Raw genomic sequence first — 24334 nt, forward strand, 5'->3', positions numbered from 1 at the left:
CCAAAAATAAAAAACGGCAGCCGAAGCTGCCGTTTTTCTATAAATCAGAAGGTTTTTATTTGAAATCAGACTCTTTTGCCTGATTGATCTCGTATGATTTTACGTTCATCGTCATGTCCATTCCCATCTGGTTCACAGAGATCGTGTAAGGCATTTTTACACCTGCCACATCTTTGTAATCCGAGAACACGGTAGGAACACTGATCTGCTGCCCCTGAGCCTTTACCGTTCTGGTTTCCCCGGTCTTTAATCCGGTTTTAACACTGTAGTAATAGGTGGTTTCAGGACCTTTGATGGCGTAAGAATCCTCACCGCCGATTTTCTCGATACCTGTCAGTTTGTATTCAGGAGATTTGGCAAAAGCCATTTCTTCGAAAAGCTCATTGTTTTTCTGTTTGTCAGCAATCTGCTCCGGTTTCATAGGAACTTTCTGGCCCATTTGCTCAGCATATCCGGTTTTCCCGTCAAAAACATCTTTAAGAACAACTTGTCCCCCGGCAGTTACCAGAGTCAACTCTTTTCCGCCCTGTGCTTTTACTGTTTTCACCTCGAGGTTCTGGCCCTGAAGAGACATGCCTGCGTTTATGGTATAAGAAGAAATTTTGGAAACATTTGCTTTTCCGCCGATCGCATCGATGTATTTATCAGCAACAGATGCTACTGTTATATTGGCGTCTACTTTTTTCGCAGACGGCTTTGCTACAGGATTGGCTTGTGTATCGTAATATTTTACAGGATAGCCTAACTTTTCCAGCCCTTCAGAAATATCGGAAGCTTTCCCGGCAATGAAAATTCTGCTCTGGTTCGGCATAATGGTCGAATTTACAGCACCCGAAACGTCAGCAGCGGTTACTTTATCGATCGATTTAAGATAATTCGTATAGAAATCATCCGGAAGATCCTGGATTTTCTGGTTCAGGGCAAATCTTGCAATCGTTGCAGGCTGCTCCAGAGACAGGATAAAAGAACCTTTAAGCTTGGCTTTGGCATTGGCCAGTTCCTCCGGTTTTACGTTAGAAATCGCATTAAGTTCATTCATAAACTCTTTTACGGCCTTATCCGTTACTTCGTTACGTACGCTGGCACTTGCAGAAAACTGCGGAGAATACTTGCTAGAGCTCATGTTGGAATACGCTCCGTAGGTAAATCCGTTTTTCTCACGAAGGTTCATGAAAAGCCTTGCTTCACCGCCACCGCCAAGAATGTAGTTGGCGATCGTTGCCGGGAAGTAGTTCGGATCTTTCATTCTTAGGGTATTCAGGTTGTTTACTGAAACCACAGACTGTACGGCAGAAGGAACATCCACTACATTGATTTCCGTCTTAGGCACATTGGCAGCCGGTTCTACCGGAGTGATTGGTGTATTGGCTTTCTTCCACCCGCTGAAAGCCTTTTCGATCATCGGCTTTACTTTATCGAACTTTACATCCCCTACGATTACCAGATACGCATTGTCCGGAGTATAATATTTTTTGTAGATATTCTGTATGTCAGCCAGCTGGATTCTGTTGATGGTTTCAACGGTTTCAAACTCACCTCTTGAGGTATTTTTCCCGTACATCAAAGCATTGGAAACCCTTGAGGCAATCGCAGAAGCATTCTTCTCTTCGGATTTCAGTCCTTCAATCGCCCGGTCTTTGGAATCCTGGATTTCTTCAGCCGAAAATTTAGGATTAACGATAGCGTCAGCCATCAGTCCCAATACTTCAGGGAAATACTTGGAAAGCGAGTTGGCGAAAGCTCCGCTGGAAGAGAAATCCAGGTTGGCCCCAAGATAATCCACTTTCTTGTTGAAGGCATCCTTGCTCATGTTCATCGTTCCGTTTTCGAACTGTTCTGCCATGATTTCGCTTGCGCCCACAACGTTTCCTTCATAATAAGGAGGTCTGTCCATCGTAAGGCTCGCGCTTACTCTCGGAAGCTTGTTGTTTTCCACCACCATTACGGTAAGGCCGTTGCTCATCTGGAAAGTCTTCGGTTTTGCAATGTTGATGGCAGGCGTTGGCCCCGGCTTCGGCATTGCATTAAGATCTATTTTTTGTGCTGAAACCATTCCTGCGAAGAAAAATGCTGCAGCTATATATGTTAATTGCTTTTTCATTTGTAAAATTTAATTTTTGATAATCATTTTTAAACTAAAATCCCGGTGGATTACTTTTTCTCAGGAACGTAGTTAATGATTACTCTCTGGTTGGAATTAAGATACTTTTTAGCCGCATTCTGAAGATCCTGTCTGGTAATTGACCGGTAAATATCGATTTCTTTGTTGATCAGGTTTGTGTTACCCATCAAAACGTGGTTGGTAGCCAGTGAAGCGGCTATTCCCTGAATGCTGGAGTTTGCGTTTACAAACTGGTTCTCAAACTGGTTCTGAAGCTTCTGATAATCTTCTTCGGAAATCAATGTCGTCTGAATCTTTTTGATCTCTGCGTCGATATCTGCCTGTAGGGCTGCTTTGGTCGTCTGTCCCATCGGGATGGCGAAGAAGGCAAAAATTCCGTAGTCTTCAAGACCCTGGTTGAAGGCCTGTACCTGCAGGGCTTTCTTATCCTGGTCTACCAGTTTTTTATAGAGAACGGAAGATTTACCGTTGCTCAGGTAAGAAGAAAGCATGTCTAAAACATAAGCATCTTTCTCTTTGTTGGCCGGTGTTCTGTAGGCGAATACATAAGCAGGAAGCTGGATGTTCGGATCCGTTGCCGTAACTTCTTTTTCCTGGGTGATCGGCGCATCCTTCGCGTAGTTTTTAGGGTAAACTGTTCCTTTCGGAATACCTCCGTAATATTCCTGAATCCATTTTTTAGTCTGTTCAGGCTTGATATCTCCTGCTACCACCAGGGTCGCGTTGTTAGGAACATAAAATTTCTTATAAAAAGCCTGGAACTCATCGAGTTTCGCAGAATTGAGATCTTCCATAGAACCGATAGTCGGCCAGTTGTACGGGTGGTTGGTAAACAGATTTTTCTGGATCGTTGTAAAAAGGTTTCCGTAAGGCTGGTTGTCCATTCTCAGTCTTTTCTCTTCCTTTACAACTTCTCTTTGGGTATCAACCCCAATCTGGTTGATAACAGCGTGACGCATTCTTTCCGCTTCCATCCAAAGGCCTAACTGTTCGTTGTTGGAGGGGAAAGTTTCATAATAATACGTTCTGTCGTTTGTCGTATTAGCGTTGTTCTGCCCTCCGTTTGAAGAAACGATTTTGAACCAGTCGCCTCTTTTGATGTTGGGGGTACCTTCAAATAAAAGATGCTCAAAGAAGTGTGCGAAGCCGGTTCTTCCTTTTACTTCATCTTTGGCACCTACATGGTACATTACTCCTGTTGTAACTACCGGAGCAGAATTATCCTGATGAAGAATTACGTGAAGCCCGTTTGGCAGGTCATATTCTTCGAATTTAATTTGTTGTGCATTCAGGACCATTCCGAAGAAAGCCGCCGCAGCAACAGAAAGAAGTCGCTTTTTCATAAAGTAGAAATTGTTTTGTCAATAGGTCTCAAAATTACACTAATTGTTACATTTTCAAAATAAAATTTGTATCCGGAAGTATTTCTTTCATAAATTTTCACAAATTGTGAAAAGTAGTATTGAATTTAGTGGTAAAAATTAGAATAAAAATTATTTTTGTACGTAAGAAACCCTTATTGTAATGAAAAACATTTTAGACCAGAATATTTCTCATGATTCACTGGTTACTTTATTCAGTCAGGCTCCTGTAGCCATGTCTTTGCTGATGGGTAACGATTTTATCATCAGCAATGCCAATGAGCAGATGCTCAGCCTTTGGGGAAGAGATACTTCGGTAATCGGAAAATCAATATTCGAGGCTATACCTGAAATAAAATCCCAGGGATTTGAGGAAATCCTGAACAATGTTTACTACAAAGCTGAAATTTTTAACGGAAATAAATGGCCTGTTTTTTTGAATAAATACGGAAACTACGAAGAGCATTTTTTCAACTTTATTTATTCCCCGGTTTATAATGACGATAAAAATGTAATAGGTGTAAGTGTTGCTGCCACGGAAGTTACAGATCAGGTAATCTCAGAACGCAAGCTGATCGACAGCGAGTACCGTTTTGAGGACCTTATCCAAAAATCAGATTATTCCATTGCGATCTACCGTTCGGAAGATCTCTATATCGAACTCGCCAATGAACCCATGCTCCGCACCTGGGGGAAAGATGCTTTGGTCATGGGGATGAAGCTGGAAGACGCGCTTCCTGAACTGGAAGGACAGCCTTTTATCGGTATTTTAAAAGATATATTCAAAACAGGAGAAACCTATACGGCCAAAGAAGACCGGGTAGACCTTGTGGTAGACGGAAAACTCCAGACTTTTTATTATAATTTTTCTTACAAGCCGCTGAAAAATTCCGACGGTGAGGTATATGCCATCCTCAATATGGCAGTAAATGTTACCGATCTGGTAGAGGCCAGAAAAGAGATACAGGAAAGCGAAAAGAAATACCGTGACCTTGCCGATTCCATGCCCCAGTTTGTATGGACCAGCGACGCAAAAGGAAAGATTACTTACATGAATGATAACTGGTACAGGCATATGGGTTTTCATAAGGATGATGATCCCAATGAAGCAATAAGAAAAGTGATCAGGCCGGAAGTGTATCCCGGGATTATAAAAATCTGGGAGGAAAGTCTGAAAACAGGAAAGCCCTTTGAAGTGGAATATGAGTTTGCCGATCCTAATAATCCTGAGGTGTACCGGTGGTTTCTGGGAAGGGCGGTTGCCAATTTCGATCAGAACGGAGAAATCAGTCAGTGGATCGGAACTTTTACAGATATTGATGATTTTAAGCAGCTGCAGACCCAGAAAGACAATTTCCTGGGAATTGCGAGCCATGAACTGAAAACGCCGCTTACCAGCCTTAAATTATATACCCAGTTTATTGAAACCAATTTCAGTAGACAGGGAGACCTTAAAAATGCTGAGGTTGCCAGGAGGATGAACAGTCAGATCGATACGCTTACCGAGCTGGTAAACGATCTACTGGATGTTACCAAAATCCAGAACGGAAAAATCCAGCTCAACGAATCCGAATTTGATTTTGATCAGCTGACCGAAGAAGTTATTGTTGAACAGCAGATGACAGCAAGGCACAAAATTATTTTTTATAAAAAAGAGATCGGAAAAGTAACGGCAGACCGGCACCGGATTTCCCAGGTTATGACCAACCTCATCAGCAATGCCATCAAATATTCTCCTGACGCCGATGAAATTATTGTATCTACGGAACTGAAGGATGGTATGGTAAAATTCAGTGTCAGGGATTTCGGGATCGGAATTCCACAGGATAAGCAGCAAAAAGTTTTTGAGCAATATTACCGGGTGAGTGGTACTAAGGAACATACATTTCCGGGCTTAGGATTAGGACTTTATATCTCTTCGGAAATCATTAAAAGAACCGGAGGTAAAATTTATGTTCATTCCGTCGAAGGAAATGGGTCTGATTTTTGCTTCGAGATACCTAAAATTAAAATATAAAACATGTCTACTTCTACACAAATTTTAGTCTTGGATGACAGCCCTGCAATTGTTGACTCTATTGAAATGATGATGGAACTCGAAGGATTAAGCGTTGCCAAGTTCTATAAAGGATCAGATATGCTCAACGCCTTGAATTCACAGCCTAAGCCGGATGTTATCCTGATGGATATGTGGCTTTCCGGTGAAGACGGACGGGACATCTGCCGCACCATAAGGGCTGATGAAAACCTGTGCAATATCCCTGTACTTATCATGTCGGCCAGCCGTGGACTGGAACAGTCTGCCCTGGATGCCGGTGCCAATGATTTTATTGCAAAACCTTTTGATATGGGGGATATGATCACCCGCGTGAGGACTTATATTAAAGAAAATTAAACAATTTACCTTCATTTGTATAGATAAAGCTTCAGGGTTTTCAGACTTTGAAGCTTTATTGTACCCGTAAAATAAGAATTTATTATTAAGCCGTGATCCGGCTAATGCATAGATGTTTATGGATCAGAATTTGAATTCTCCTTATAATACACTAATTTTGTATTCCTAATTTTTTTTGCTGTATGGAGGATTATTTGAAAGGACTGAATGAATCACAATTTGATGCCGTTACTTCACTTGAAGGGCCATTAATGGTACTGGCAGGCGCAGGTTCCGGAAAAACGCGTGTTCTTACCATGCGTATAGCCCATCTGATTACCAATGGCATAGACCCGTTCAATATTCTGGCGCTGACTTTTACCAACAAAGCGGCAAAGGAAATGAAAGAACGTATTGCCAAAGTGGTGGGGCAGAGCAATGCAAGGAGCTTATGGATGGGAACTTTCCACTCCGTTTTTGCAAGGATTCTCAGGAGTGAAGCGCATTACCTGGGCTATCCTTCCAACTTTACGATTTACGATCAGCAGGATGCGCTCAATGTCATCAAGAAAGTCCTGAAAGACATGAACATCGATGCAGATTTATATAAACCCAAAAAAGTTCAGGCAAGAATTTCCACCTACAAAAATAACCTGATCACTGTAAAAGCCTATTTTAACAATCCGGAATTGCTTGAAGCAGACGAAAAAGCCAATATGAAATTCATCGGGCAGATTTATCAGCGGTATGTGGAGCAGTGCTATAAAAACGGATCGATGGATTTTGATGATTTGTTGCTTAAAACCAATGAATTGCTTACCCGTTTCCCGGAGGTTCTGGCAAAATATCAGGACCGGTTCAGATATATTCTGGTGGACGAGTACCAGGATACCAACCATTCCCAGTATCTCATTGTAAAAGCGCTGGCTTCAAAATTTGAAAACATCTGCGTAGTGGGAGATGATGCCCAGTCCATTTACTCTTTCCGTGGAGCCAATATTTACAACATTTTAAACTTTAAAAAAGACTATCCCGATGCTATTACGGTAGCTTTGGAACAGAATTACCGTTCCACACAGAACATCGTGAACGCGGCAAATGTCGTGATCGCCAAAAACCTTCAGCAGTTCAAGAAAAATGTGTTCAGTGAAAATGAAGAAGGGGAAAAAATTAAAGTATACCGTTCACTTTCGGATGCCGATGAAGCCAATTTCGTAGCCGGGAACATCTGGGAATCCCGCAACCGTGATCAGCGGAAATACAGCGATTTTGCAATTTTATACAGAACAAATTCCCAGACGCGTGCTTTTGAAGATGCGCTGAGACGTAAAAATATCCCGTATAAAGTATATGGAGGCTTGTCCTTTTATCAAAGAAAGGAAGTAAAAGATCTGATCGCTTACCTAAGGCTTCTGGTGAATGAAAATGATTCTGAGGCGTTGATGAGAATCATCAATTATCCGGTAAGGGGAATCGGTGAGACGACGCAGAATAAGCTGGTGGTTTTTGCAGACGCCCAGAATGTTTCCGTTTCAAAAGTTTTGGCCAATCTTCCGATGTACGCGCCGCAATTAGGCTTAAATAACGGTGTTTTAAACAAGCTGAACGATTTCTGGTCTATGATCAAAGCGTTTCAGGTACTGCTGAAAGCCGAAACGGCCTATAATGTTGCGATGGAAGTAGCCAAACGGAGCGGTCTGATCAAATTCCTGAAAGATGACCAGACGCCGGAAGGTATTTCGAGAGTGGAAAACGTTCAGGAATTGATGAACTCAATGCAGGGATTCATCGAAGAGCAGATGCAACTGGAAGACGGTGATCCGAGCTTACCGAACTTTCTGGAAAATATTGCCTTATCTGCCGATACGCAGGATAAAAAGAATAATGATGAGGATATGGTTTCTCTGATGACCATCCACCTTTCAAAAGGGCTTGAATTTCCGGTTGTGCATCTGGTAGGCCTGGAAGAAAACCTTTTCCCGAGCTTTATGAGTTCGGCCACGAGGGAAGATCTGGAGGAAGAAAGACGTTTGTTTTATGTAGCTTTAACAAGAGCCGAAAAGCAGGCCTTTTTCTCTTATGCGGTATCCCGTTTCCAATGGGGAAAAATTACCGATGCGGAGCCTTCACGATTTTTAAGTGAAATCGATGACGAGTACATCGAATTTGTAAATCCGGCGATTGAGAAAAGGTTTATCAATAATTCCGGGATCCGATCCAATATTTTTGATGAGCATCCTTCGGAAATGAGAAGCTTCAAGAAAGTGGAAAAGAAAAGCATCGAAAGAAATGAAGCTAATAAACCGATCGCGGAACCGAAAAAGCTGAAGCCGGTAAGTACCGCAAGAATCGTTAACCCGAGCGGTGCTTCTTCACAGGATATTGAAGTGGGCGATAAGGTAAGACACGACCGTTTCGGAGTCGGGGAAGTTACTTTCCTGGACGGAACCGATCCGCAGAATATTAAAGCCAAAGTGGTCTTCCAGCATGAAGGCGAGAAAAACCTGATCTTAAAATATGCCAAACTGACGAAGATTTAAATCTCCACAAAGATCGCGAGGATTTAACAGCCAATGATTTATTGTTTTTAAGTCCTTGTGATCGTATATAATTACACTCACACAACCCATTGCTGTTTTTAAGCGCTGCATCAGGGAAAGTACCCTTAAATATTTGTGGGAATAAATCTACCCTACTCAAATCAATCCATTTTATATAAATAATATCTGCAATCATTTGTGGAAATCTGCGGGAAATTTCATAAACAATCATCAGAATGAGACAATATCGATTCGTATCTTTAGGCCATAAAAGTTTTACAATGAAAAGGATTCTCTTATTTTTAGTCTTTATTTTATGTTCGGCACCTCTTTTTTCTCAGGAAGACAATATCGTTAAGAACATTCATTATTACGATGATAAAACAAACAGATCCAACGCGTACATCAACGAAAGGTGTGTGCTGGATGTGTATATTCCGAAAAATGTAAAGAATTTTCCTACCGTTATCTGGTTTCACGGAGGAGGACTGACGGGCGGACAGAAAGAAATTCCGGAGGGATTAAAAAATAAAGGAGTCGCCGTGATCGGAGTAAATTACAGGCTTTCACCCAAAGTAAACGCTCCGGAATACATTGAAGATGCAGCAGCAGCCACTGCATGGGTTTTTAAAAATATTAAAAATTACGGCGGAAAAGAAAATCTCGTTTTTATTTCGGGGCATTCGGCTGGCGGATATCTTGCGATTATGGTAGGCTTAAACAAAATGTATCTGGAAAAATACGGAATTGATGCCAATCAACTGGCTGGAATTATCCCATTCAGCGGACAGATGATTTCCCACTTTACCATCAGGAAAGAAAAAGGGATTGGTGAACTTGATGCCAGGATCGATGAATATGCACCGCTTCATTTTATCCGCGCCGATGCGCCGCCGTTGCTGCTGATTACAGGAGACCGCGAAAAAGAACTCCTGGGAAGATACGAGGAAAACGCCTATATGGTAAGGATGATGAAGTTGAAGGGCAATAAAGAAACAACCTTATACGAGCTACAGGGCTTTGATCACGGTGGAATGGCGCAGCCTGCATTTCCGCTGCTAATCGATGAGATGAAAAGAGTGGAGAAGCTGAAAAAATAAACTTCCCTAAGAAATTAAACACGGGCTTTGCAGAATTTATTTTGCAAAGCTTTTTATTCTTTTAAATATGAATTAAAATATATTCGGTATGGGAATTTTTTACAACAATGCGGTTTGCGATATTTATATAGGAAAAAGTGCAGGGGTCAAAGTAATGCAGGACATCAGAAGCGCCCGTAAAAATGTAAAGATTGTTTCACCCTATCTTTCGCCTGTCCTCATTAAAGAACTCATTGACCTCCATGCAAGAGGAATCAAGATCAGACTGATCACGAGCGATGAAATCGAGGATTTTTACGGATACGATAAAAATATTCATAAACTTATTATTCAGAATAAACACGTTGATGAACATGCAAAACAGACAAGGGATAATCTTCTTAGCTTATCTGGAACCCTTCTCTTTGCCATGATCGGTTTGGGTGTGGTTTTATTGCCTTTGATGTACCTTTTAAACAATTTTAAACTGGCATACGGATTTATCGCTGTGGTTTTGATGTTTTTTGTAAGAGATGCTGTAGTAAAAAAGATAAAAAAAACAAAGGTTTATCATTACACCTACAAACAGCTTTTCCCGTTTAAGGTTTTTGTTTCTCCTAATAGTGGAAATTCTACCCACAAAACTTTTGTCCATAGCAAAATTTACATCATCGATGATGAGATTGCCTATATCGGTTCGCTTAACTTTACCAAAAGCGGAATGCGGGATAACCATGAAACCAGGATCAGAACGACCGATCCGGAGGCCGTGGCCAAAATTATAGAAGAGGTAAAAGAAGTCTTTTATCACTCCAAGCTGCCTGAAAGGGACATTCAGTTCTGGGGGAGCCAGCTGTATGAAGAACCTGGTAATTAGGGTAAATGGTTAATGATGAATTTTGCTCCGCAAGTGAATGGTGAATTTTAGGGATGCAAAAAACTGGCCAACGCAGCGAATTGAACATTCATCATTGACTTTTAGCATTATGCTGCAAAAAACCACCCCGTCAAAAATTCCTTTGGAATTTTCGCCACCCCTCCAAAGGAGTGGAATTGCGGTTAAGGGTTTAAGCGGTTGCCCTTTATTTTAATGTGAATTAAATTGACAAGCGCAGCGGATTCACCATTGGCCATTGACTGTTGAAATAATAACCACCTTTGCCTGATAGACGAATGGTGAATTTCAGCCCTATACAGTATCGAATTCACCATTCACTCTTTACTTTTACCGCTCCACCAGCTCCTTTACCTGTTCCCCGTAAAAATCGGTTTCCGCTTTATTTATTTTCAGCAACTGGTACCATTTCCGGAACGCTCCGATGAAGACGACCAGCATCAGAAGCATTGCAATTACCGCCAAAGATGCCAGAAGATACTGTCCTTTGGGAATATAAATCGATGTTACCTGGATATATCCCGCCCAAAACGTAATTATCGCCATAAAAACGCCGGGAATGGCTGAGCATAAGGCATATTTCCCGCGGTTCAGACGGATTAGCATGGTTGTACAGACAATCAGACCGCAAGCAGCCAGAAGCTGGTTGCTGATTCCGAACAGTGGCCAGATGCTGCTTACATTTCCCGTAAAAACCAGATATCCCCAGGCAAAAGTAAAGACCAGACTGCTGATGATAATACCGGGGGTCCAGTTTTTGTCGTTGAATTTAGGAATAACGGAACCCAGCATTTCCTGTAAAAAGAAACGGCCGACTCTTGTTCCTGCATCGATAGCCGTAAGGATAAACACGGCCTCAAACATGATGGCAAAATTATACCAGTAAGCCATCAGCTGGTCCATATAAGGGATCTTGTTGAAGATATGCGCCATGCCGACAGCCAGCGATACCGCACCTCCTGTTCTTCCATGAAGGTCAATCCCGATCTTTTGTGAAAAATAATCAATATCAACACCGTGCAGGGCAGGGTGAGCGGCCAGAAAAGCGTCGTAAGATTCTTTTGGGGTATTGATGGCAAAATAATCTCCGGGCATTAAAGTACATGCTGCAATGAGTGCCATCAAAGCTACAAATCCTTCTACCAGCATCGCGCCGTAGCCTACAAAAAGGATCTCCCTTTCTTTATTCAGCATTTTAGGAGTGGTTCCGGTAGCAATTACAGCATGGAATCCTGAAATCGCTCCGCAGGCAATCACAATAAAAATAAATGGCAGCACCGGTCCGCCAATCACCGGTCCTCCGCCGTTAACGAACTGCGTAAGAGCCGGCATCTGCACTGTAGGGTGGATCACGATCACGCCGATAGCCAGCATGATGATGGTCCCGATTTTCAGATAGGTTGAAAGATAATCTCTTGGAACAAGAAGCAGCCAGACCGGCAGTACTGAAGCCAAAAATCCGTATAACGGAATGGCAATGGAGATGGTTGTAATATCCCATGAGAAAAGATTATTCATGGTCTCATTCTGCATCAGGTTATGTCCGCCGATAATTCCGCCGATCAGCAGAATCCCGCCTAAAATACTGGCGAAAGTCACCGAGTTTTTTCGGTATCGCATAATCAGTCCCATGATAATGGCAATCGGCATGGTAATAATGACCGTAAACAGTGACCAGGAAGCTTCATGCATGGCATTGATGCATGCTAATGACAATCCGGCCAGCGTAAGGATAAGAATAAATAAAATAGCAAAACCGGCTACCGTTCCCGTTGTCTTGCCGATTTCCTTAGAAGCAATGGTTGCCAGACTTTGCCCTTTATGGCGCACTGAAGCAAATAGAACCACCATATCATGAACCCCGCCGCCCAGCACACAGCCGATGAGAATCCACAAGGCACCGGGAAGATACCCGAATTGTGCAGCCAAAACAGGCCCTACCAAAGGCCCAGCTGCGGCAATGGCGGCAAAGTGGTGCCCGAAAAGCACATTTTTATTGGTTGCCACATAATCCTTTCCATCAGCAAATTCTACGGCCGGTGTGGTATTGTGATCATTGAGCTTTAGCACTTTGTTAGCCATAAAAATACCGTAGAAACGGTAGGCGATGGCAAAAATCAGTACAGAAACAAAGACGATGGTTAAGGCATTGATGTTATTTAGTGAATCCATATCATTCCGGTTTTTTATCAATAAATAATTTAATTTTCGATTTGTTTTAATTTGAATAATTTAAACAATGGCCAAGTTAATTATTTTAGAGATATAATACCACGATATATATAGTAATTTAGCAAATTAATCCATTGGTCAGGTATATTTTATTGTATTTTAGGGAAATACTAATTATTATATATGTCAATTAGTATCTCTGTTATGATTTATCTGTATTAAATTTGCTTTATTAACAGGATTGGAATCATTTTTTATGAGCTTCTATAAAATTCAGCATTTTTTCATTTAGCTGGTCCATGTAAGCTTTATCTGTTTTTCCAAAGCCGTGCACACCATTTTCCACAATGACCAGATTTGCTTCAATATTTTGTTTTTTCAGCTTTCTGACCAGTTTTTTAGAATGTTTCAAAGGGGCTACTTTATCTTTATTGCCATGAAGGATAAAAGTAGGAATTCCGTTTTCAGTATTATTGATCGGTGAGACGGTTTCCAGATAGTCGATGGCATCTCTTTTTTCTTTGTTGATGTTATAACCTGAGATTCCGTACACCAGTTTTTCCCTGATTTCGACAATCGGTTTGAAAAACAAACCCACAATAGCAACGGGAACTTTACCCAGTCTTGTATGTAAAAGCTTATTCAGATCCGTAGGCCCGAAATTGTCTACCACATAATTTACCTTTGAGGAATAAGATGAAAGTTCCGGGCTTCCAACATATTCGTTCTCAGGGGTATAGGCCGCCAGCAAGGAAAGATGGGCACCTGAAGACGCTCCGAAAAAACCGATGTTATCAGGGTCGAAGTTAAACTGCTGTGCATTTTTCCGTACCCATCTTACCGCATCTTTCGTATCTTCAATGGGTAACGGGAAGTGTACCGTTTCGCTAACCAAAGTATAATCGATACTGATTACCGCATAGTTTTTTTCTACCAATTTTAAAATAAAACTTTCAATATAATTACCGGCTCTCACCACTTTGTCACCTTTGGCCCACGCACCGCCGTGAACATAGATCACTACCGGAAGTTTTCCTGTTACCTGATGCTTAGGCCGGTACAGGTCAAGAGCAACCCGTTTTCCCAGAGTGTTGGTTTTATACATGATATTTTCGATAAGTGCCGTTTTTTCAGGAAGAATTGTACTGGGAGGAACTTTATTTTCCGGAAAATCCTGAGAGAATCCTGAGGTAAAGGAGGTTAAAAGGAAAATAAAAAACAGGTTTAAAAAAAACCTGTACAGTATACTTTGGTGAAATTTTTTCATAAATTCAATACGGAGAAGATCTGATTTTTCTCTGCAGAAAAGGCTATCAAAAGTCTTACCAATTATTATTTTCTCAGTCCCGATAAAGGGTGGTCATTCTTTATAAAACCAGTTCCTGAAAAAGTTTATCAAAAGTTTTTTCGAGATCCTTAGACTTTCCGGGATGGGGTCTTGATGTCTGTACTGAGGCACTTCTTACAGCTGTCAGCCACCGGAACCGGTCCGGGATGTCAAGCAGGGCAATCGGACCGCCGTCTTTTTTCCCTTCAGCAATTTTTTTGAAGCTTTCCAGATTCCGGTGTACGTCTTCATAGTCCAGTTTGCTTCTCATCAGCCGGAATTTATCAGGACAGAGGTAAAAGTCTACTCTGATGAACTTCTCTTTTTTCGAAAACATCACCAGTCCGATGTTGAAGAATTCTTCTCTTTCCACTTTCGGAACCAAACGGATCACGGCGTATTCGTAAATTTTATCCTCTTGCATTTTTGGCTTCGTTTAAAAAGATTTCAGAATGTTCCAGTCTTGTTTTCAGGAAGTTGAAATAGACGTCACGGATTTCGTCCGGGCTTTCTTCAGCATCTTCCCAATGCAGCCAGTCCTGTGGAATCAGGTCTACGATTTCCCTGAAAATATGAGTATTTAAAACTTCTTTGGCCAGCTTATCGGCTTCATCGAGCCGGGTAGCCTGAGGAAGCAGAACGTGGTCTTTCACATATTTAAAAGGCGTTTTAGCGGCCGTATCAAAATTCTGCCACGAATGATGGAAATAAAAAGAAGCCCCGTTATCGATGATCCACAATTCCTTATGCCACATCAGCATATTGGTATTTTTAAAGGTACGGTCGATATTGGTGATGAAGGCGTCCAGCCAGACAATTTTTGATGCCAGCAGCGGATCTACGGAAATGCTGGGATCGTAGGTGATCGATTCCGAAAGATAATGCAGTCCCAGATTCAGCCCTTCGGAATTTTTCAGGAGATCCTGGATTTCCTCATCCGCTTCCGTTCTTCCGAAATCCACGTCGAGATTTACAAAAACAAGTTCCGGAATTTTCAGCCCGAGGGCTTCCGTGATTTTTCCGCCAAGCAGTTCGGAGATCAGCATCTTTACGCCATGTCCTGCGCCGCGGAATTTGAGTACATATTTAAAATCATCATCAGCTTCTGCCAAAGCGGGGAGTGAACCTCCCTCACGAAGCGGCAGGATATAACGCATGACCGTTACCGTTCTTAAGTCCAACATGAAGCAAAAATAAGGTTTTCCTTTGTGTTTTACTCTATTTTTAATATTTTTAAAAGAGAATTGGGGTTGAAAGCCTAATGAATAAGTACTGTTTTTTATTTAGGTTAAATGGAATTTAATCCAGAGAAAGCAGACGTGAATAATAAATTAAATAAAAGTAAAATATGGGAATTGTAAAAAAGCAGAATATCGTTATTTCAAATCCGGAGACAAGGGATTTTCTTGCCGACGCCTTTTATCCTGAAAATGGAAGCAGGCTGCCGCTGGTCATATTTGTTCATGGCTACAAAGGCTATAAAGACTGGGGCGCCTGGAACCTGATGGCGGAAAAGTTTGCAGAGGCCGGTTTTTTCTTTGTTAAATTTAATTTTTCGCATAACGGGACTACGGTCGGAGATCCGCTGAATTTCGGTGATCTCGAAGCTTTCGGCAATAACAATTACTCCAAAGAGCTTTCCGATTTGGGTATGGTTATCGATTATTTTGCTGCAGATCATGCAGTACACAAGGATAAAATTGTACTAATAGGCCACAGCAGAGGGGGAGGGATTTCCATTATTAAAACCTACGAAGATGAGCGCATCCATGGCCTGATTACATTAGCCAGCGTTGATACTTTGGACCGTTTTCCGAAAAATGAAGCTTTAGGAAATTGGAAGGAAGAAGGAGTATATTATGTAATGAACGGGAGAACCAAACAGGAAATGCCGCATTATTACCAGTTCTATCAAGATTATGAAAAAGATGTACACCGTTTTGATGTGGAACGCGCTACCGAAATGGCAAAAGCTCATTTTTTAATCATTCACGGAACAAATGACGAAAGTGTACCGGTAAAAAATGCCGAGCATCTTCACCTGCTGCACCCGAATTCCGAATTGTATTTAATTGAAAATGCCGATCACACTTTTGGATCAAGAGAGCCCTGGGAACAGGCTGAACTTCCGGCGGACCTTAATAATGTCGTTGAAAAGTGTATAGATTTTTTAAAAGAAAAAATATAGATTTATAAAAATGTGGTATTTTTTTTAGCTATAGATCTTTTATGAAAATAAATTCATATCTTGGTGATTAAAATTATCAACCTAAAATCCAGATTATTATGAAATCGCTACACCAAGCTCAGAAATTAGACAGGGAAGCTCGGAAAAACATTATGGGAATGGGACCGACGTCTCCTTCCTGTGCGCCGACCGGATGTTATGATCAATCTATCAATAACAGCAATGACCGGTGCTTTATCCTTTCCTGTCCTTCGGTATATGGTTATATGCAAACCATCAACGGAACCCGTAAATGTTGTTTCTTTTAGATTCTAATAGCTTTTAATGAACAAAATTTAAATAAAACATCTAAATTCAGATTACTATGAAAAACGTAAAACTTAAAAACGCTCAGAAACTGAGCAGAGAATCCCAGAAGCATATTTCGGGAGGGGACAAAGAATTAGTTTGCCAGTCAGGCTGTGTAAAGTATTATCTAAGCGACGGGCAGGGAAATTGTAAAGCTCCGCCATGTAACGATTTAACGGGAAGTGAAGTCGTTATTGACGGACGGACACAGTGCTGCTTCTAACCGTAAATACAAATAGGCCTTTTCATTAACGAAATGGCTTGCCCAAATTAAAATACAATCAGTTAATAAATAAAATACTAACGTCCTATGAAAAATTCAAATCTAAAAAATGCTCAGAAGCTGAGCCGTGAAGCACAAAGACACATCGTGGGATCAGGAAAAACCTGCTCACTAAGTGGATGTTTTAATGATTACATAAGCGACGGGCAGGGGGGCTGCGTGGTACCTCCATGTGCACCTCCTAATTTGGGGGTAGAAGTAAAAAATGCTAACGGACGTTGGCAATGTTGCTATTAAGCTTTTAAAGTAAATAATAAAGGAGTGAAAATTTCACTCCTTTATTATTTATAACTTTTACTATTTGATTAATATCCTCCAGGCCTCATCAATTTTGCTTTCCAGCAATAGTTTCTGAGCATCACGATGAATATTCTCGTCAGAATGATAGGCTCCTTCACGCAGCACTTCCACATTGGCCAGCATGCCCAGATCGTTTCCGGTGAAAATGCGGCTGTACCTGATTTCTTCCGGCAATTGGTCGAAACCGATGCCTTTGGTCACCAATGGTTTCGGGACTTCAAAAAGATTGTTTTCATTATTTCGGGAATACCAGTTGCTGCCGAGCCGGGCAACCATATCCAGCTTTGCCTGGTCCGGGTTTCCGTTTTCATCCAGATAGTTTTCCCGGACATGGATTTTCTGTACCTCACAAATCACCAGGTTTCCGGCACCACCCTGATTACCCAAAGATTTTACTTCCAGAACTTTGCATTCAAAATTCACCGGACATTCTTCAATCAGTTTAGGTTGTATCAGATCGGCTTCTCTCATGGTCAGACCGGATTTGATGAATTCATTAACGCCGTCCCCGTATTCGGTGGAAGCCAGCGAGATCTGCTGTACGATCGGAAAATTTACGGTTCCGATGACCACTTCGGGCACTTCCAGCACATTTTCCAAAGTATGTTTGGTGGTGTTGTCCCGGACCCTTCTGGATGGTGAGAAGATCAGCACCGGCGGCACTGTACTGAACATATTAAAAAAACTGAACGGCGACAGGTTGCTATTCCCATCTTTGTCAACAGTCGAAGCCAACGCAATAGGACGGGGTGATATGGCCGTCTGCATTACCGTCTGCAGCTGCACAGGGGTTATCTCGGATGGAATGAGTGTCTTCATTATTACATTAATTCTTTTAACAAATAAGTCACATCAGGTTTAGATGAATATGTTGAAAAGATTTTAACATAAGATCTTTTGTGACTTTTGTGGATAAATTTATTTGGTTGGAATAATTTTACCGGAAACTTCACCGAAGCCTACTCTTACCCCGTCTTTTTCAGCCCAAGCTTTCATGGTTACGGTGTCGTTGTCATTGATGAATTTTCTTTCTTCCCCGTTGCTTAGCTGGATTGGGTTCTGGCCTCTCCACGTGAGTTCAAGCATTGAACCGAACGATTTCGGGTCGCTCCCGGAAATGGTTCCGCTGGCATACATATCACCGACTTCCACATTACAGCCGTTTACCGTATGGTGGGCAAGCTGCTGGGTCATGTTCCAGTACATATGCTTGTAGTTGCTTTCGGAAATGAGGTTATGCTCACCGTTTTCAGGCTGGATGTAAACCTCAAGATTGATATCGTAATTTTTCTCGCCTTCAAATTTCAGGTAATCCAGTACTTCAGGATCCTGTTTCGGAGAAGCCGTTCTGAACGGTTCCAGCGCTTCCAGGGTAACCACCCACGGAGAAACGGATGAACCGAAATTTTTAGCAAGGAACGGACCAAGCGGAACGTATTCCCAGGACTGGATATCTCTTGCGGACCAGTCGTTAAAAATCACCATTCCGAAGATTGCATCCTCAGCATCTTTAATGGAGATACTTTCCCCCATCTCGGTATTTTTATTAATGATAAAAGCCATTTCCAACTCGAAATCAAGCTGTTTGCATGGGCCAAACACCGGCTGATCGGCATCGGCAGGCTTCATCTGGCCTTTCGGACGGTTGATCTCTGTCCCTGAAACCACAATGGAAGAGGCTCTTCCGTGGTAACCTACCGGCAAATGTTTCCAGTTTGGCAATAAGGCGTTTGCAGGATCCCTGAACATTTTCCCTACGTTGGTGGCGTGCTCAATGCTGCTGTAAAAATCCGTATAGTTCGGAATGTGTACCGGCATCATCATTTTTACCTGATCAAGGTCATAGAAAGCTTCCTCAATGGTTTTTTCATCTTTGGAAAGGATGGAACCTTCCTTTAGCAGTTCCTGGATTTTTTCCCGTACTGCGTTGGTTACCGGTTTTCCAAGTTCGATAAATTCATTTAAAGTATAAGCTTCAAAGATGTTATCGTCAAGACCTTCGATCTCTTCAAAATAGGCCAGATCATATAGGGTGGCCAGGTCGATCACCTGATCCCCGATTCTTGTACAACAGGCGATAAATTCTTTATTAAACACGGCTACCCCGAAAGGAATGTTGTGTATGGAAAAATCTGAATCTGCTGCATATTCTACAAATGATTTCATAAGCTTATAATTTTAATTTGGATTACAATAATGTGTTTTGATTGGATGCTAACACAAATTACACAATTTCTGGCGTAAGTACAGGACAGAAGTTGCGGTTTGTGAAATATTTAAGACCGTTGTATTTCAAGGATACCGGAAAGAAGATTTCAAAAACTTCCTGATAAGACGGTAACTCAAGGAAATAACTATTTTTTAGATCTGACTTTTGAGAAGGATTCCTCGTCGATCCATCGGTCGCGGGTATTGATATCGATCAGATAAAGGATATTGTCCTGGCGGGTCAGGAGCAAAGTTTTAGCCACGGGCACCGGAACTTTTTTGTTTTCAAGCATATCAGCCCGCAGCGAAATAATGTTTTTTCTGCTTCTTACGACATCTCCTGAAAATACGTTGGAACTGCTTTCCCCGTTGGCTTTGTCATCAAAAACTTCCACATAAGTGACCTTATTTCCTTTAATGACGATAAAATCCCGTTCGGTATGGTCGGCCTCATCTTTAACGAAAACAAACTTTTTGTTGTCGATATTTACATCTTCCAGGTTCTGGTTGATGCCTTTTCTTTCTTCAAGACGCTTGATGATACGGTCAATAGAACTGTATTGGGCTTTCATGCCGGCAGTGGCTGCAAAAAATACCACGCTGATAAATAATTTTCTCATATGTGTAGCTGTATAAAAAAGTTTTGCCAGAACGGTACATCCTGACAAAACTCTGTATGATTGTTAAAATTAGAGATTTCCTCTTTTTTCCTGCTCTCTTTCCAGGGCTTCAAACAAGGCTTTGAAGTTTCCTGCTCCGAAGCTCTGTGCCCCGTGTCTCTCGATAATTTCAAAGAACAGGGTAGGGCGGTCTTCTACCGGTTTTGTGAAGATCTGCAACAGGTATCCTTCTTCATCATGATCGATCAGGATTCCAAGGTCCTGCAGTTTTTTAAGATCTTCATCGATATGTCCCACTCTTTCAGGAACCATGTCGTAATACGCTTCCGGCGGAGCAGAAAGGAATTCCACACCACGTTTTTTAAGTTCTGTTACAGTATGGATAATGTCTTTTGTGGCAACGGCAATATGCTGTACGCCTTCCCCTTCGTAGAAATCAAGGTATTCTTCCACCTGAGATTTCTTTTTACCCTCGGCAGGCTCGTTGATCGGGAATTTTGCAAATCCGTTTCCGTTAGACATTACTTTGGACATCAAAGCGGAATATTCTGTATTGATCTGCTTGTCGTCAAAAGAAAGGATGTTTACAAATCCCATTACTTTTTCATACCATTCAACGGTAGGAACCATTCTGTCCCAGTCTACGTTTCCTACGCAGTGGTCAACATATAAAAGTCCGGCTTCTTCAGGCTGGTAAGTGCTTTCCCACTTTTCGTAACCCGGCATAAAGGCACCGTTGTAGTTTTTCCTTTCTACAAACATATGTACCGTTTCACCATAGGTATAGATTCCGGACATTCTTACTTCACCGTGCTCATCCGTCAAGGTAACCGGTTCCAGATACGGCTTTCCGCCTCTCTTGGTGGTTTCTTCAAAAGCTGAGTATGCATCATCTACCCAAAGCGCCAGGATTTTTACGCCGTCACCGTGTTTTTTTACGTGCTCGTTGATTGGAGAATCTGATTTCAGCCCGGTGGTAAGCACCAGTCTGATTTTTCCCTGCTGAAGAACATAAGACGCACGGTCTCTAACGCCTGTTTCAGGACCTGCATATGCTACAGACTGAAACCCGAAAGCAGTCTTATAGTAATGCGCAGCCTGCTTGGCATTCCCTACATAAAACTCAATATAATCGGTGCCGTTGATCGGCAAAAAATTCTCTGCCTGAGCAATCTTTTCGGCAAATGTAAGTGTTGACATATTCTATTTTTACTTTTTATATTTAGGATTGCAAATTACGAATTTATCGCTAATACGGAAAATATATACAAACAAACGTTAGGTAAGCGGTAAATATGTTTGATGATTGGGAAATTTATCTGTATTTAATACATTAACAGTTGTAAAAACAATACAGGAGGCAGGCCTGTTTCAAAATAAAGTTGAATATTAGATGCCAAAGCGGACTAAAGGCCCGCTCATGTTTATATTTTTACTTACGATGTTACAAACTGCAATTACTTAAAGTTTAAACCGTTCATAAGCCGCTTTTTCCAGCATTTCCCGGTCATCCGGATGGGCGATGCTGATCAGCTCCTGTGCTCTCTGTTTCAGGTTTTTCCCATACAGGTAAGCAGTTCCGTACTCGGTAACCACCCAATGGATATGACCTCTTGTGGTAACCACACCGGCTCCCTGTTTCAGATAGGGGACAATTCTGGAAACGCCTCTTTTCGTTCTCGAGGTAATGGCAATAATCGGTTTTCCGTCTTCGCTCAGGGCGGCTCCCCTCATGAAATCCATCTGTCCGCCGATCCCGCTGTACTGCATGGTTCCGATAGAGTCGGCACAGACCTGCCCCGTAAGGTCGATTTCAATAGCCGAATTGATGGCCACCATCTTTTTGTTCCGCATGATGTTGATCGGGAAATTCACGTCGCTGACATCCTTGAAGGCAAATACCGTATTGTCATCTACATAATCATACAGCCTTCTCGTGCCGAAGCAGAAACTGGTGATGGTTTTATTGTCGTTATAGCCCTTGTATTTGTTGTTGATCACATCATTCTGGATCAGATCGATTACGCCGTCACTCAGCATTTCCGTATGGATTCCCAGGTCTTTATGGTTATGCAGGCATTTCAATACCGCGTCCGGAATGGTTCCGATTCCCATTTGCAGGGTGGATCTGTCGTCAATCAGTTCCGCTACGTTTTTTCCCACTTCCATTTCTTCAGGACCTACTTTGGACCCGTAATCCACGGTTGGAAGTTCTTCTTCATGCCACACCAGCTTATTGATTTTGCTAATGTGGATCATCCCGTCGCCATGCGTTCTCGGCATCAGCGGATTGACAATCGCTACAATGATCTTTGCCGTATCTACGGCGGCCCGGGCAACATCTACCGAAGTTCCCAAAGTACAGAACCCGTGCTTGTCAGGAGGGGAAACGGTAATCAGGGCAACATCCAGCGGCAGGATGTTCTTTCTGAACAGGATAGGGATCTCACTCAGGAAAACCGGTACAAAATCTCCCCTTTCGGAATTGACGGCATCCCGCACCGGTGAGGAAACAAATAAAGAGTTGACAAAAAACTTTCCGGCATATTCCGGTTTGGCAATTTCCACATTTCCCTGCTGGGTAATGGAAACCATTTCTACGTTATCCAGGCGGTGGGCCTGTCTTGCGAGTTCGTCGATTAAGTAATTCGGGGTACAGGCACTTCCGTGAAAAAAAACACGGTTGCCGCTCTTGATGGTATAGATGGCCTCTTCTGCACTGATGTATTGATCCATAATTAGATTTGGTTTGGATTACAGATTTTTTCTTTTCTTAAAGATAGTTCATATTGTTTGGATATGGGATAAACAGGCACAGATTTTTGTCATGTTTTGGTAAAATCCTACATACAAAAGGATTAAATGCAGTGCACTTAATCCTTTGGTTATATCGATCTCAGACTTCATAGGTTTCTAAAAACCTTTGAGGTTTATGGGTACTTATATTTATTCCTGCAGACGGTCCTTCAGGGCAGGATTTTCCTCATCCAGCCACGAAGTTTTGTAAGAAGGATCTTCCACTTTTAAGGCTTCTTCCGTAATTTTCAGCGGGCGGAACGGATCGACCATCACTGCATATTCTTCTGTAAATTTCTTTCCGATGCTTCGCTCCATCGCTCCCGGGTGCGGGCCGTGAACGATTCCTCCCGGATGCAGGGTGAAATCCATCAGGTCGATATGGTTACGGCTCATGAAATCCCCTTCGGTGTAGAACAGCACTTCATCGGAGTCGATATTGGAATGGTTGTAAGGTGCCGGGATCGCCAGCGGATGGTAATCGTACATTCTTGCACAGAACGAGCATACCACAAAATTATGGGCCTCAAAAGTCTGGTGGACCGGCGGCGGTTGGTGGATTCTTCCCGTAATCGGTTCGAAATTCTTGATGTTGAATTTATAAGGATAAAAATACCCGTCCCAGCCTACGACGTCAAACGGATGGGTAGCATAAATGAAATCGGTGATCTGGTTTTCTTTTTTTACCTTAATTATAAATTCCCCTTTTTCATCTTTCGGGGATTTGTAAGTTGGCGCGACAATATCCCTTTCGCAGAACGGCGAATGTTCCAGCAGCTGCCCGAACTCGTTCCGGTACCGTTTCGGTGTGTAGATCGGAGAGTGGCTTTCCACGATAAAGAAAACCGTATCTTCCGACTGCAGCTCAATCTGGTAAATGGTCCCTCTCGGAATGATGAGGTAATCGCCGACAGCAAATTCGAGGTCTCCGACAAATGTCTTCAGGGTCCCGTTTCCGTTGTGGACAAACAGCAGTTCGTCGCACTCGGCATTCTTGTAAAAATAATCCATGGATTTCCTTGGCTTGGACAATCCCATTTTCAGGTCGTTGTTCACCATCAGGAATTTGCGGCTGTCCAGCACATCGTCTTCCGGAGTTACATTCATCCCCTTGAACATTCTCGGGGTCACATTTTTGTCAATGGCGATCTTCGGCGACACATCTTTCGGTTCCCCAATGGATTTGATCTGGGTAGGGCGGTGGACGTGGTACAGCAAAGAAGAAATCCCATGGAATCCTTCCGTCCCGAACAGCTGTTCGTAGTAGAATTTATCTTCCGGAGATTTAAAAACCGTATGCCTTTTTGGTGGGATATTTCCCGACTGATGATATCTCATTTTACTTTTATATGTGGATTCTCAAATGTAATAATTTTTAATGAAACGGAAAGAAGGATTATTTAAATGCAGGATTCATCAAAGTTGATTGGAAGGATAGCGGGTATTTTTTGTTTATGAAAATCATTTTTTCAGTAGAGACTGGATGGAAGTGGGAAGAATAATTAAATTTTAGGATTCATTTTACATTAATTCAAGCATATATAAACTTGCTTCTGAGGAGCAATATCTTGGGCAAAGTATCAGAAAAATATCAGAACTCCGGAGAAGTTCTATCTTTTATTAGCAAAGCAAAATTCACTTCAGGAACCACCCCGTCAAATTATTTGAATTTTCGTCACCCTACACGATCCGGAGAGGGGCAGATTAAGGATTCAGCTTTT

Annotated in this window: 20 protein-coding genes; 8 read left to right on the forward strand and 12 right to left on the reverse strand. The window is 42.0% G+C overall.

Annotated features, from left to right (window positions below):
* Positions 1 to 55: 55 nt before the first annotated feature.
* Positions 56 to 2101 (reverse strand): M16 family metallopeptidase, encoded by a 2046-nt coding sequence (locus tag FY557_RS07170; protein ID WP_149246597.1) that lies wholly within the window; start codon positions 2099 to 2101, stop codon positions 56 to 58.
* Between the two features lie 50 nt (positions 2102 to 2151).
* Complete coding sequence (locus FY557_RS07175; RefSeq protein ID WP_149246598.1) at positions 2152 to 3465, reverse strand: M16 family metallopeptidase; 1314 nt, start codon at positions 3463 to 3465, stop codon at positions 2152 to 2154.
* 181 nt (positions 3466 to 3646) lie between these two features.
* Here FY557_RS07175 and FY557_RS07180 point away from each other — a divergent pair, with 181 nt between their 5' ends.
* The 5 genes from FY557_RS07180 to FY557_RS07200 all read left to right on the forward strand — a co-directional run bounded on the left by FY557_RS07180 (position 3647) and on the right by FY557_RS07200 (position 10353).
* The gene (locus FY557_RS07180; protein WP_149246599.1) at positions 3647 to 5500 is read left to right on the forward strand and encodes an ATP-binding protein; all 1854 of its coding nucleotides are present in this window, start codon (positions 3647 to 3649) and stop codon (positions 5498 to 5500) included.
* Positions 5501 to 5503: 3 nt separating this feature from the next.
* A complete protein-coding gene (locus tag FY557_RS07185; protein WP_149246600.1) occupies positions 5504 to 5878 on the forward strand; it encodes a response regulator transcription factor in 375 nt (124 codons plus the stop codon).
* A 182-nt stretch (positions 5879 to 6060) separates the two neighbouring features.
* Positions 6061 to 8397, forward strand: coding sequence for an ATP-dependent helicase (locus FY557_RS07190; RefSeq protein WP_149246601.1), 2337 nt, complete (start codon positions 6061 to 6063; stop codon positions 8395 to 8397).
* A 281-nt stretch (positions 8398 to 8678) separates the two neighbouring features.
* Complete coding sequence (locus tag FY557_RS07195; protein WP_149246602.1) at positions 8679 to 9497, forward strand: alpha/beta hydrolase; 819 nt, start codon at positions 8679 to 8681, stop codon at positions 9495 to 9497.
* Between the two features lie 88 nt (positions 9498 to 9585).
* Positions 9586 to 10353, forward strand: coding sequence for a phospholipase D family protein (locus FY557_RS07200; RefSeq protein ID WP_149246603.1), 768 nt, complete (start codon positions 9586 to 9588; stop codon positions 10351 to 10353).
* Between the two features lie 348 nt (positions 10354 to 10701).
* Here FY557_RS07200 and FY557_RS07205 read toward each other — a convergent pair whose 3' ends face one another.
* The 4 genes from FY557_RS07205 to FY557_RS07220 form a co-directional block, all read right to left on the reverse strand.
* Positions 10702 to 12543 (reverse strand): carbon starvation protein A, encoded by a 1842-nt coding sequence (locus tag FY557_RS07205; RefSeq protein WP_185151674.1) that lies wholly within the window; start codon positions 12541 to 12543, stop codon positions 10702 to 10704.
* 247 nt (positions 12544 to 12790) lie between these two features.
* Positions 12791 to 13810: an alpha/beta hydrolase gene (locus FY557_RS07210; RefSeq protein WP_149246604.1), complete on the reverse strand. Its 1020-nt coding sequence runs from the start codon at positions 13808 to 13810 to the stop codon at positions 12791 to 12793.
* Between the two features lie 100 nt (positions 13811 to 13910).
* Positions 13911 to 14294, reverse strand: a complete 384-nt coding sequence (locus tag FY557_RS07215; RefSeq protein ID WP_149246605.1) for a DUF3037 domain-containing protein — start codon at positions 14292 to 14294, stop codon at positions 13911 to 13913.
* Positions 14281 to 15054: a HipA family kinase gene (locus FY557_RS07220; RefSeq protein WP_149246606.1), complete on the reverse strand. Its 774-nt coding sequence runs from the start codon at positions 15052 to 15054 to the stop codon at positions 14281 to 14283. Before FY557_RS07220 ends, FY557_RS07215 begins: the two co-directional genes overlap by 14 nt.
* A 164-nt stretch (positions 15055 to 15218) precedes the next feature.
* Here FY557_RS07220 and FY557_RS07225 point away from each other — a divergent pair, with 164 nt between their 5' ends.
* From FY557_RS07225 to FY557_RS07235, 3 genes are all read left to right on the forward strand, one after another.
* Entirely contained in the window at positions 15219 to 16058 is an 840-nt protein-coding gene (locus FY557_RS07225) for an alpha/beta hydrolase family protein (RefSeq protein ID WP_149246607.1), read from the forward strand.
* A gap of 98 nt (positions 16059 to 16156) precedes the next feature.
* A complete protein-coding gene (locus tag FY557_RS07230; protein ID WP_149246608.1) occupies positions 16157 to 16366 on the forward strand; it encodes a hypothetical protein in 210 nt (69 codons plus the stop codon).
* Between the two features lie 56 nt (positions 16367 to 16422).
* Positions 16423 to 16629 carry a hypothetical protein gene (locus FY557_RS07235; protein ID WP_149246609.1) on the forward strand — a complete coding sequence of 69 codons (207 nt, stop codon included), beginning with the start codon at positions 16423 to 16425 and terminating at the stop codon, positions 16627 to 16629.
* A gap of 357 nt (positions 16630 to 16986) precedes the next feature.
* Here the strand turns inward: FY557_RS07235 and FY557_RS07240 are convergent, their stop codons facing one another.
* The 6 genes from FY557_RS07240 to FY557_RS07265 form a co-directional block, all read right to left on the reverse strand.
* Positions 16987 to 17808, reverse strand: a complete 822-nt coding sequence (locus FY557_RS07240) for a flavin reductase family protein (RefSeq protein WP_149246610.1) — start codon at positions 17806 to 17808, stop codon at positions 16987 to 16989.
* Positions 17809 to 17907: 99 nt separating this feature from the next.
* Positions 17908 to 19155 (reverse strand): fumarylacetoacetase, encoded by a 1248-nt coding sequence (gene fahA / locus FY557_RS07245; RefSeq protein ID WP_149246611.1) that lies wholly within the window; start codon positions 19153 to 19155, stop codon positions 17908 to 17910.
* A gap of 188 nt (positions 19156 to 19343) precedes the next feature.
* Positions 19344 to 19817 (reverse strand): hypothetical protein, encoded by a 474-nt coding sequence (locus FY557_RS07250; RefSeq protein WP_149246612.1) that lies wholly within the window; start codon positions 19815 to 19817, stop codon positions 19344 to 19346.
* A 69-nt stretch (positions 19818 to 19886) separates the two neighbouring features.
* Complete coding sequence (gene hppD, locus FY557_RS07255) at positions 19887 to 21017, reverse strand: 4-hydroxyphenylpyruvate dioxygenase (protein WP_149246613.1); 1131 nt, start codon at positions 21015 to 21017, stop codon at positions 19887 to 19889.
* 261 nt (positions 21018 to 21278) lie between these two features.
* Positions 21279 to 22553: an acetyl-CoA hydrolase/transferase family protein gene (locus tag FY557_RS07260; protein WP_149246614.1), complete on the reverse strand. Its 1275-nt coding sequence runs from the start codon at positions 22551 to 22553 to the stop codon at positions 21279 to 21281.
* Between the two features lie 210 nt (positions 22554 to 22763).
* The gene (locus FY557_RS07265) at positions 22764 to 23951 is read right to left on the reverse strand and encodes a homogentisate 1,2-dioxygenase (protein WP_149246615.1); all 1188 of its coding nucleotides are present in this window, start codon (positions 23949 to 23951) and stop codon (positions 22764 to 22766) included.
* Positions 23952 to 24334: the final 383 nt, after the last annotated feature.

Origin of the sequence: Chryseobacterium sp. SN22 (genome assembly GCF_008329705.1) — a bacterium.
Classification (GTDB): domain Bacteria; phylum Bacteroidota; class Bacteroidia; order Flavobacteriales; family Weeksellaceae; genus Chryseobacterium.

Excerpts from the sequence above, each read along its gene's own strand:
- FY557_RS07250 (WP_149246612.1), bottom strand. The coding sequence starts at position 19,817 with ATGAGAAAATTATTTATCAGCGTGGTATTTTTTGCAGCCACTGCCGGC.
- FY557_RS07170 (WP_149246597.1), bottom strand. The coding sequence starts at position 2,101 with ATGAAAAAGCAATTAACATATATAGCTGCAGCATTTTTCTTCGCAGGA.
- FY557_RS07215 (WP_149246605.1), bottom strand. The coding sequence starts at position 14,294 with ATGCAAGAGGATAAAATTTACGAATACGCCGTGATCCGTTTGGTTCCG.
- FY557_RS07200 (WP_149246603.1), top strand. The coding sequence starts at position 9,586 with ATGGGAATTTTTTACAACAATGCGGTTTGCGATATTTATATAGGAAAA.
- FY557_RS07175 (WP_149246598.1), bottom strand. The coding sequence starts at position 3,465 with ATGAAAAAGCGACTTCTTTCTGTTGCTGCGGCGGCTTTCTTCGGAATG.
- FY557_RS07180 (WP_149246599.1), top strand. The coding sequence starts at position 3,647 with ATGAAAAACATTTTAGACCAGAATATTTCTCATGATTCACTGGTTACT.
- hppD (WP_149246613.1), bottom strand. The coding sequence starts at position 21,017 with ATGTCAACACTTACATTTGCCGAAAAGATTGCTCAGGCAGAGAATTTT.
- FY557_RS07225 (WP_149246607.1), top strand. The coding sequence starts at position 15,219 with ATGGGAATTGTAAAAAAGCAGAATATCGTTATTTCAAATCCGGAGACA.
- FY557_RS07190 (WP_149246601.1), top strand. The coding sequence starts at position 6,061 with ATGGAGGATTATTTGAAAGGACTGAATGAATCACAATTTGATGCCGTT.
- FY557_RS07265 (WP_149246615.1), bottom strand. The coding sequence starts at position 23,951 with ATGAGATATCATCAGTCGGGAAATATCCCACCAAAAAGGCATACGGTT.
- FY557_RS07235 (WP_149246609.1), top strand. The coding sequence starts at position 16,423 with ATGAAAAACGTAAAACTTAAAAACGCTCAGAAACTGAGCAGAGAATCC.
- FY557_RS07240 (WP_149246610.1), bottom strand. The coding sequence starts at position 17,808 with ATGAAGACACTCATTCCATCCGAGATAACCCCTGTGCAGCTGCAGACG.
- FY557_RS07205 (WP_185151674.1), bottom strand. The coding sequence starts at position 12,543 with ATGGATTCACTAAATAACATCAATGCCTTAACCATCGTCTTTGTTTCT.
- FY557_RS07185 (WP_149246600.1), top strand. The coding sequence starts at position 5,504 with ATGTCTACTTCTACACAAATTTTAGTCTTGGATGACAGCCCTGCAATT.
- fahA (WP_149246611.1), bottom strand. The coding sequence starts at position 19,155 with ATGAAATCATTTGTAGAATATGCAGCAGATTCAGATTTTTCCATACAC.
- FY557_RS07260 (WP_149246614.1), bottom strand. The coding sequence starts at position 22,553 with ATGGATCAATACATCAGTGCAGAAGAGGCCATCTATACCATCAAGAGC.
- FY557_RS07195 (WP_149246602.1), top strand. The coding sequence starts at position 8,679 with ATGAAAAGGATTCTCTTATTTTTAGTCTTTATTTTATGTTCGGCACCT.
- FY557_RS07230 (WP_149246608.1), top strand. The coding sequence starts at position 16,157 with ATGAAATCGCTACACCAAGCTCAGAAATTAGACAGGGAAGCTCGGAAA.
- FY557_RS07210 (WP_149246604.1), bottom strand. The coding sequence starts at position 13,810 with ATGAAAAAATTTCACCAAAGTATACTGTACAGGTTTTTTTTAAACCTG.
- FY557_RS07220 (WP_149246606.1), bottom strand. The coding sequence starts at position 15,054 with ATGTTGGACTTAAGAACGGTAACGGTCATGCGTTATATCCTGCCGCTT.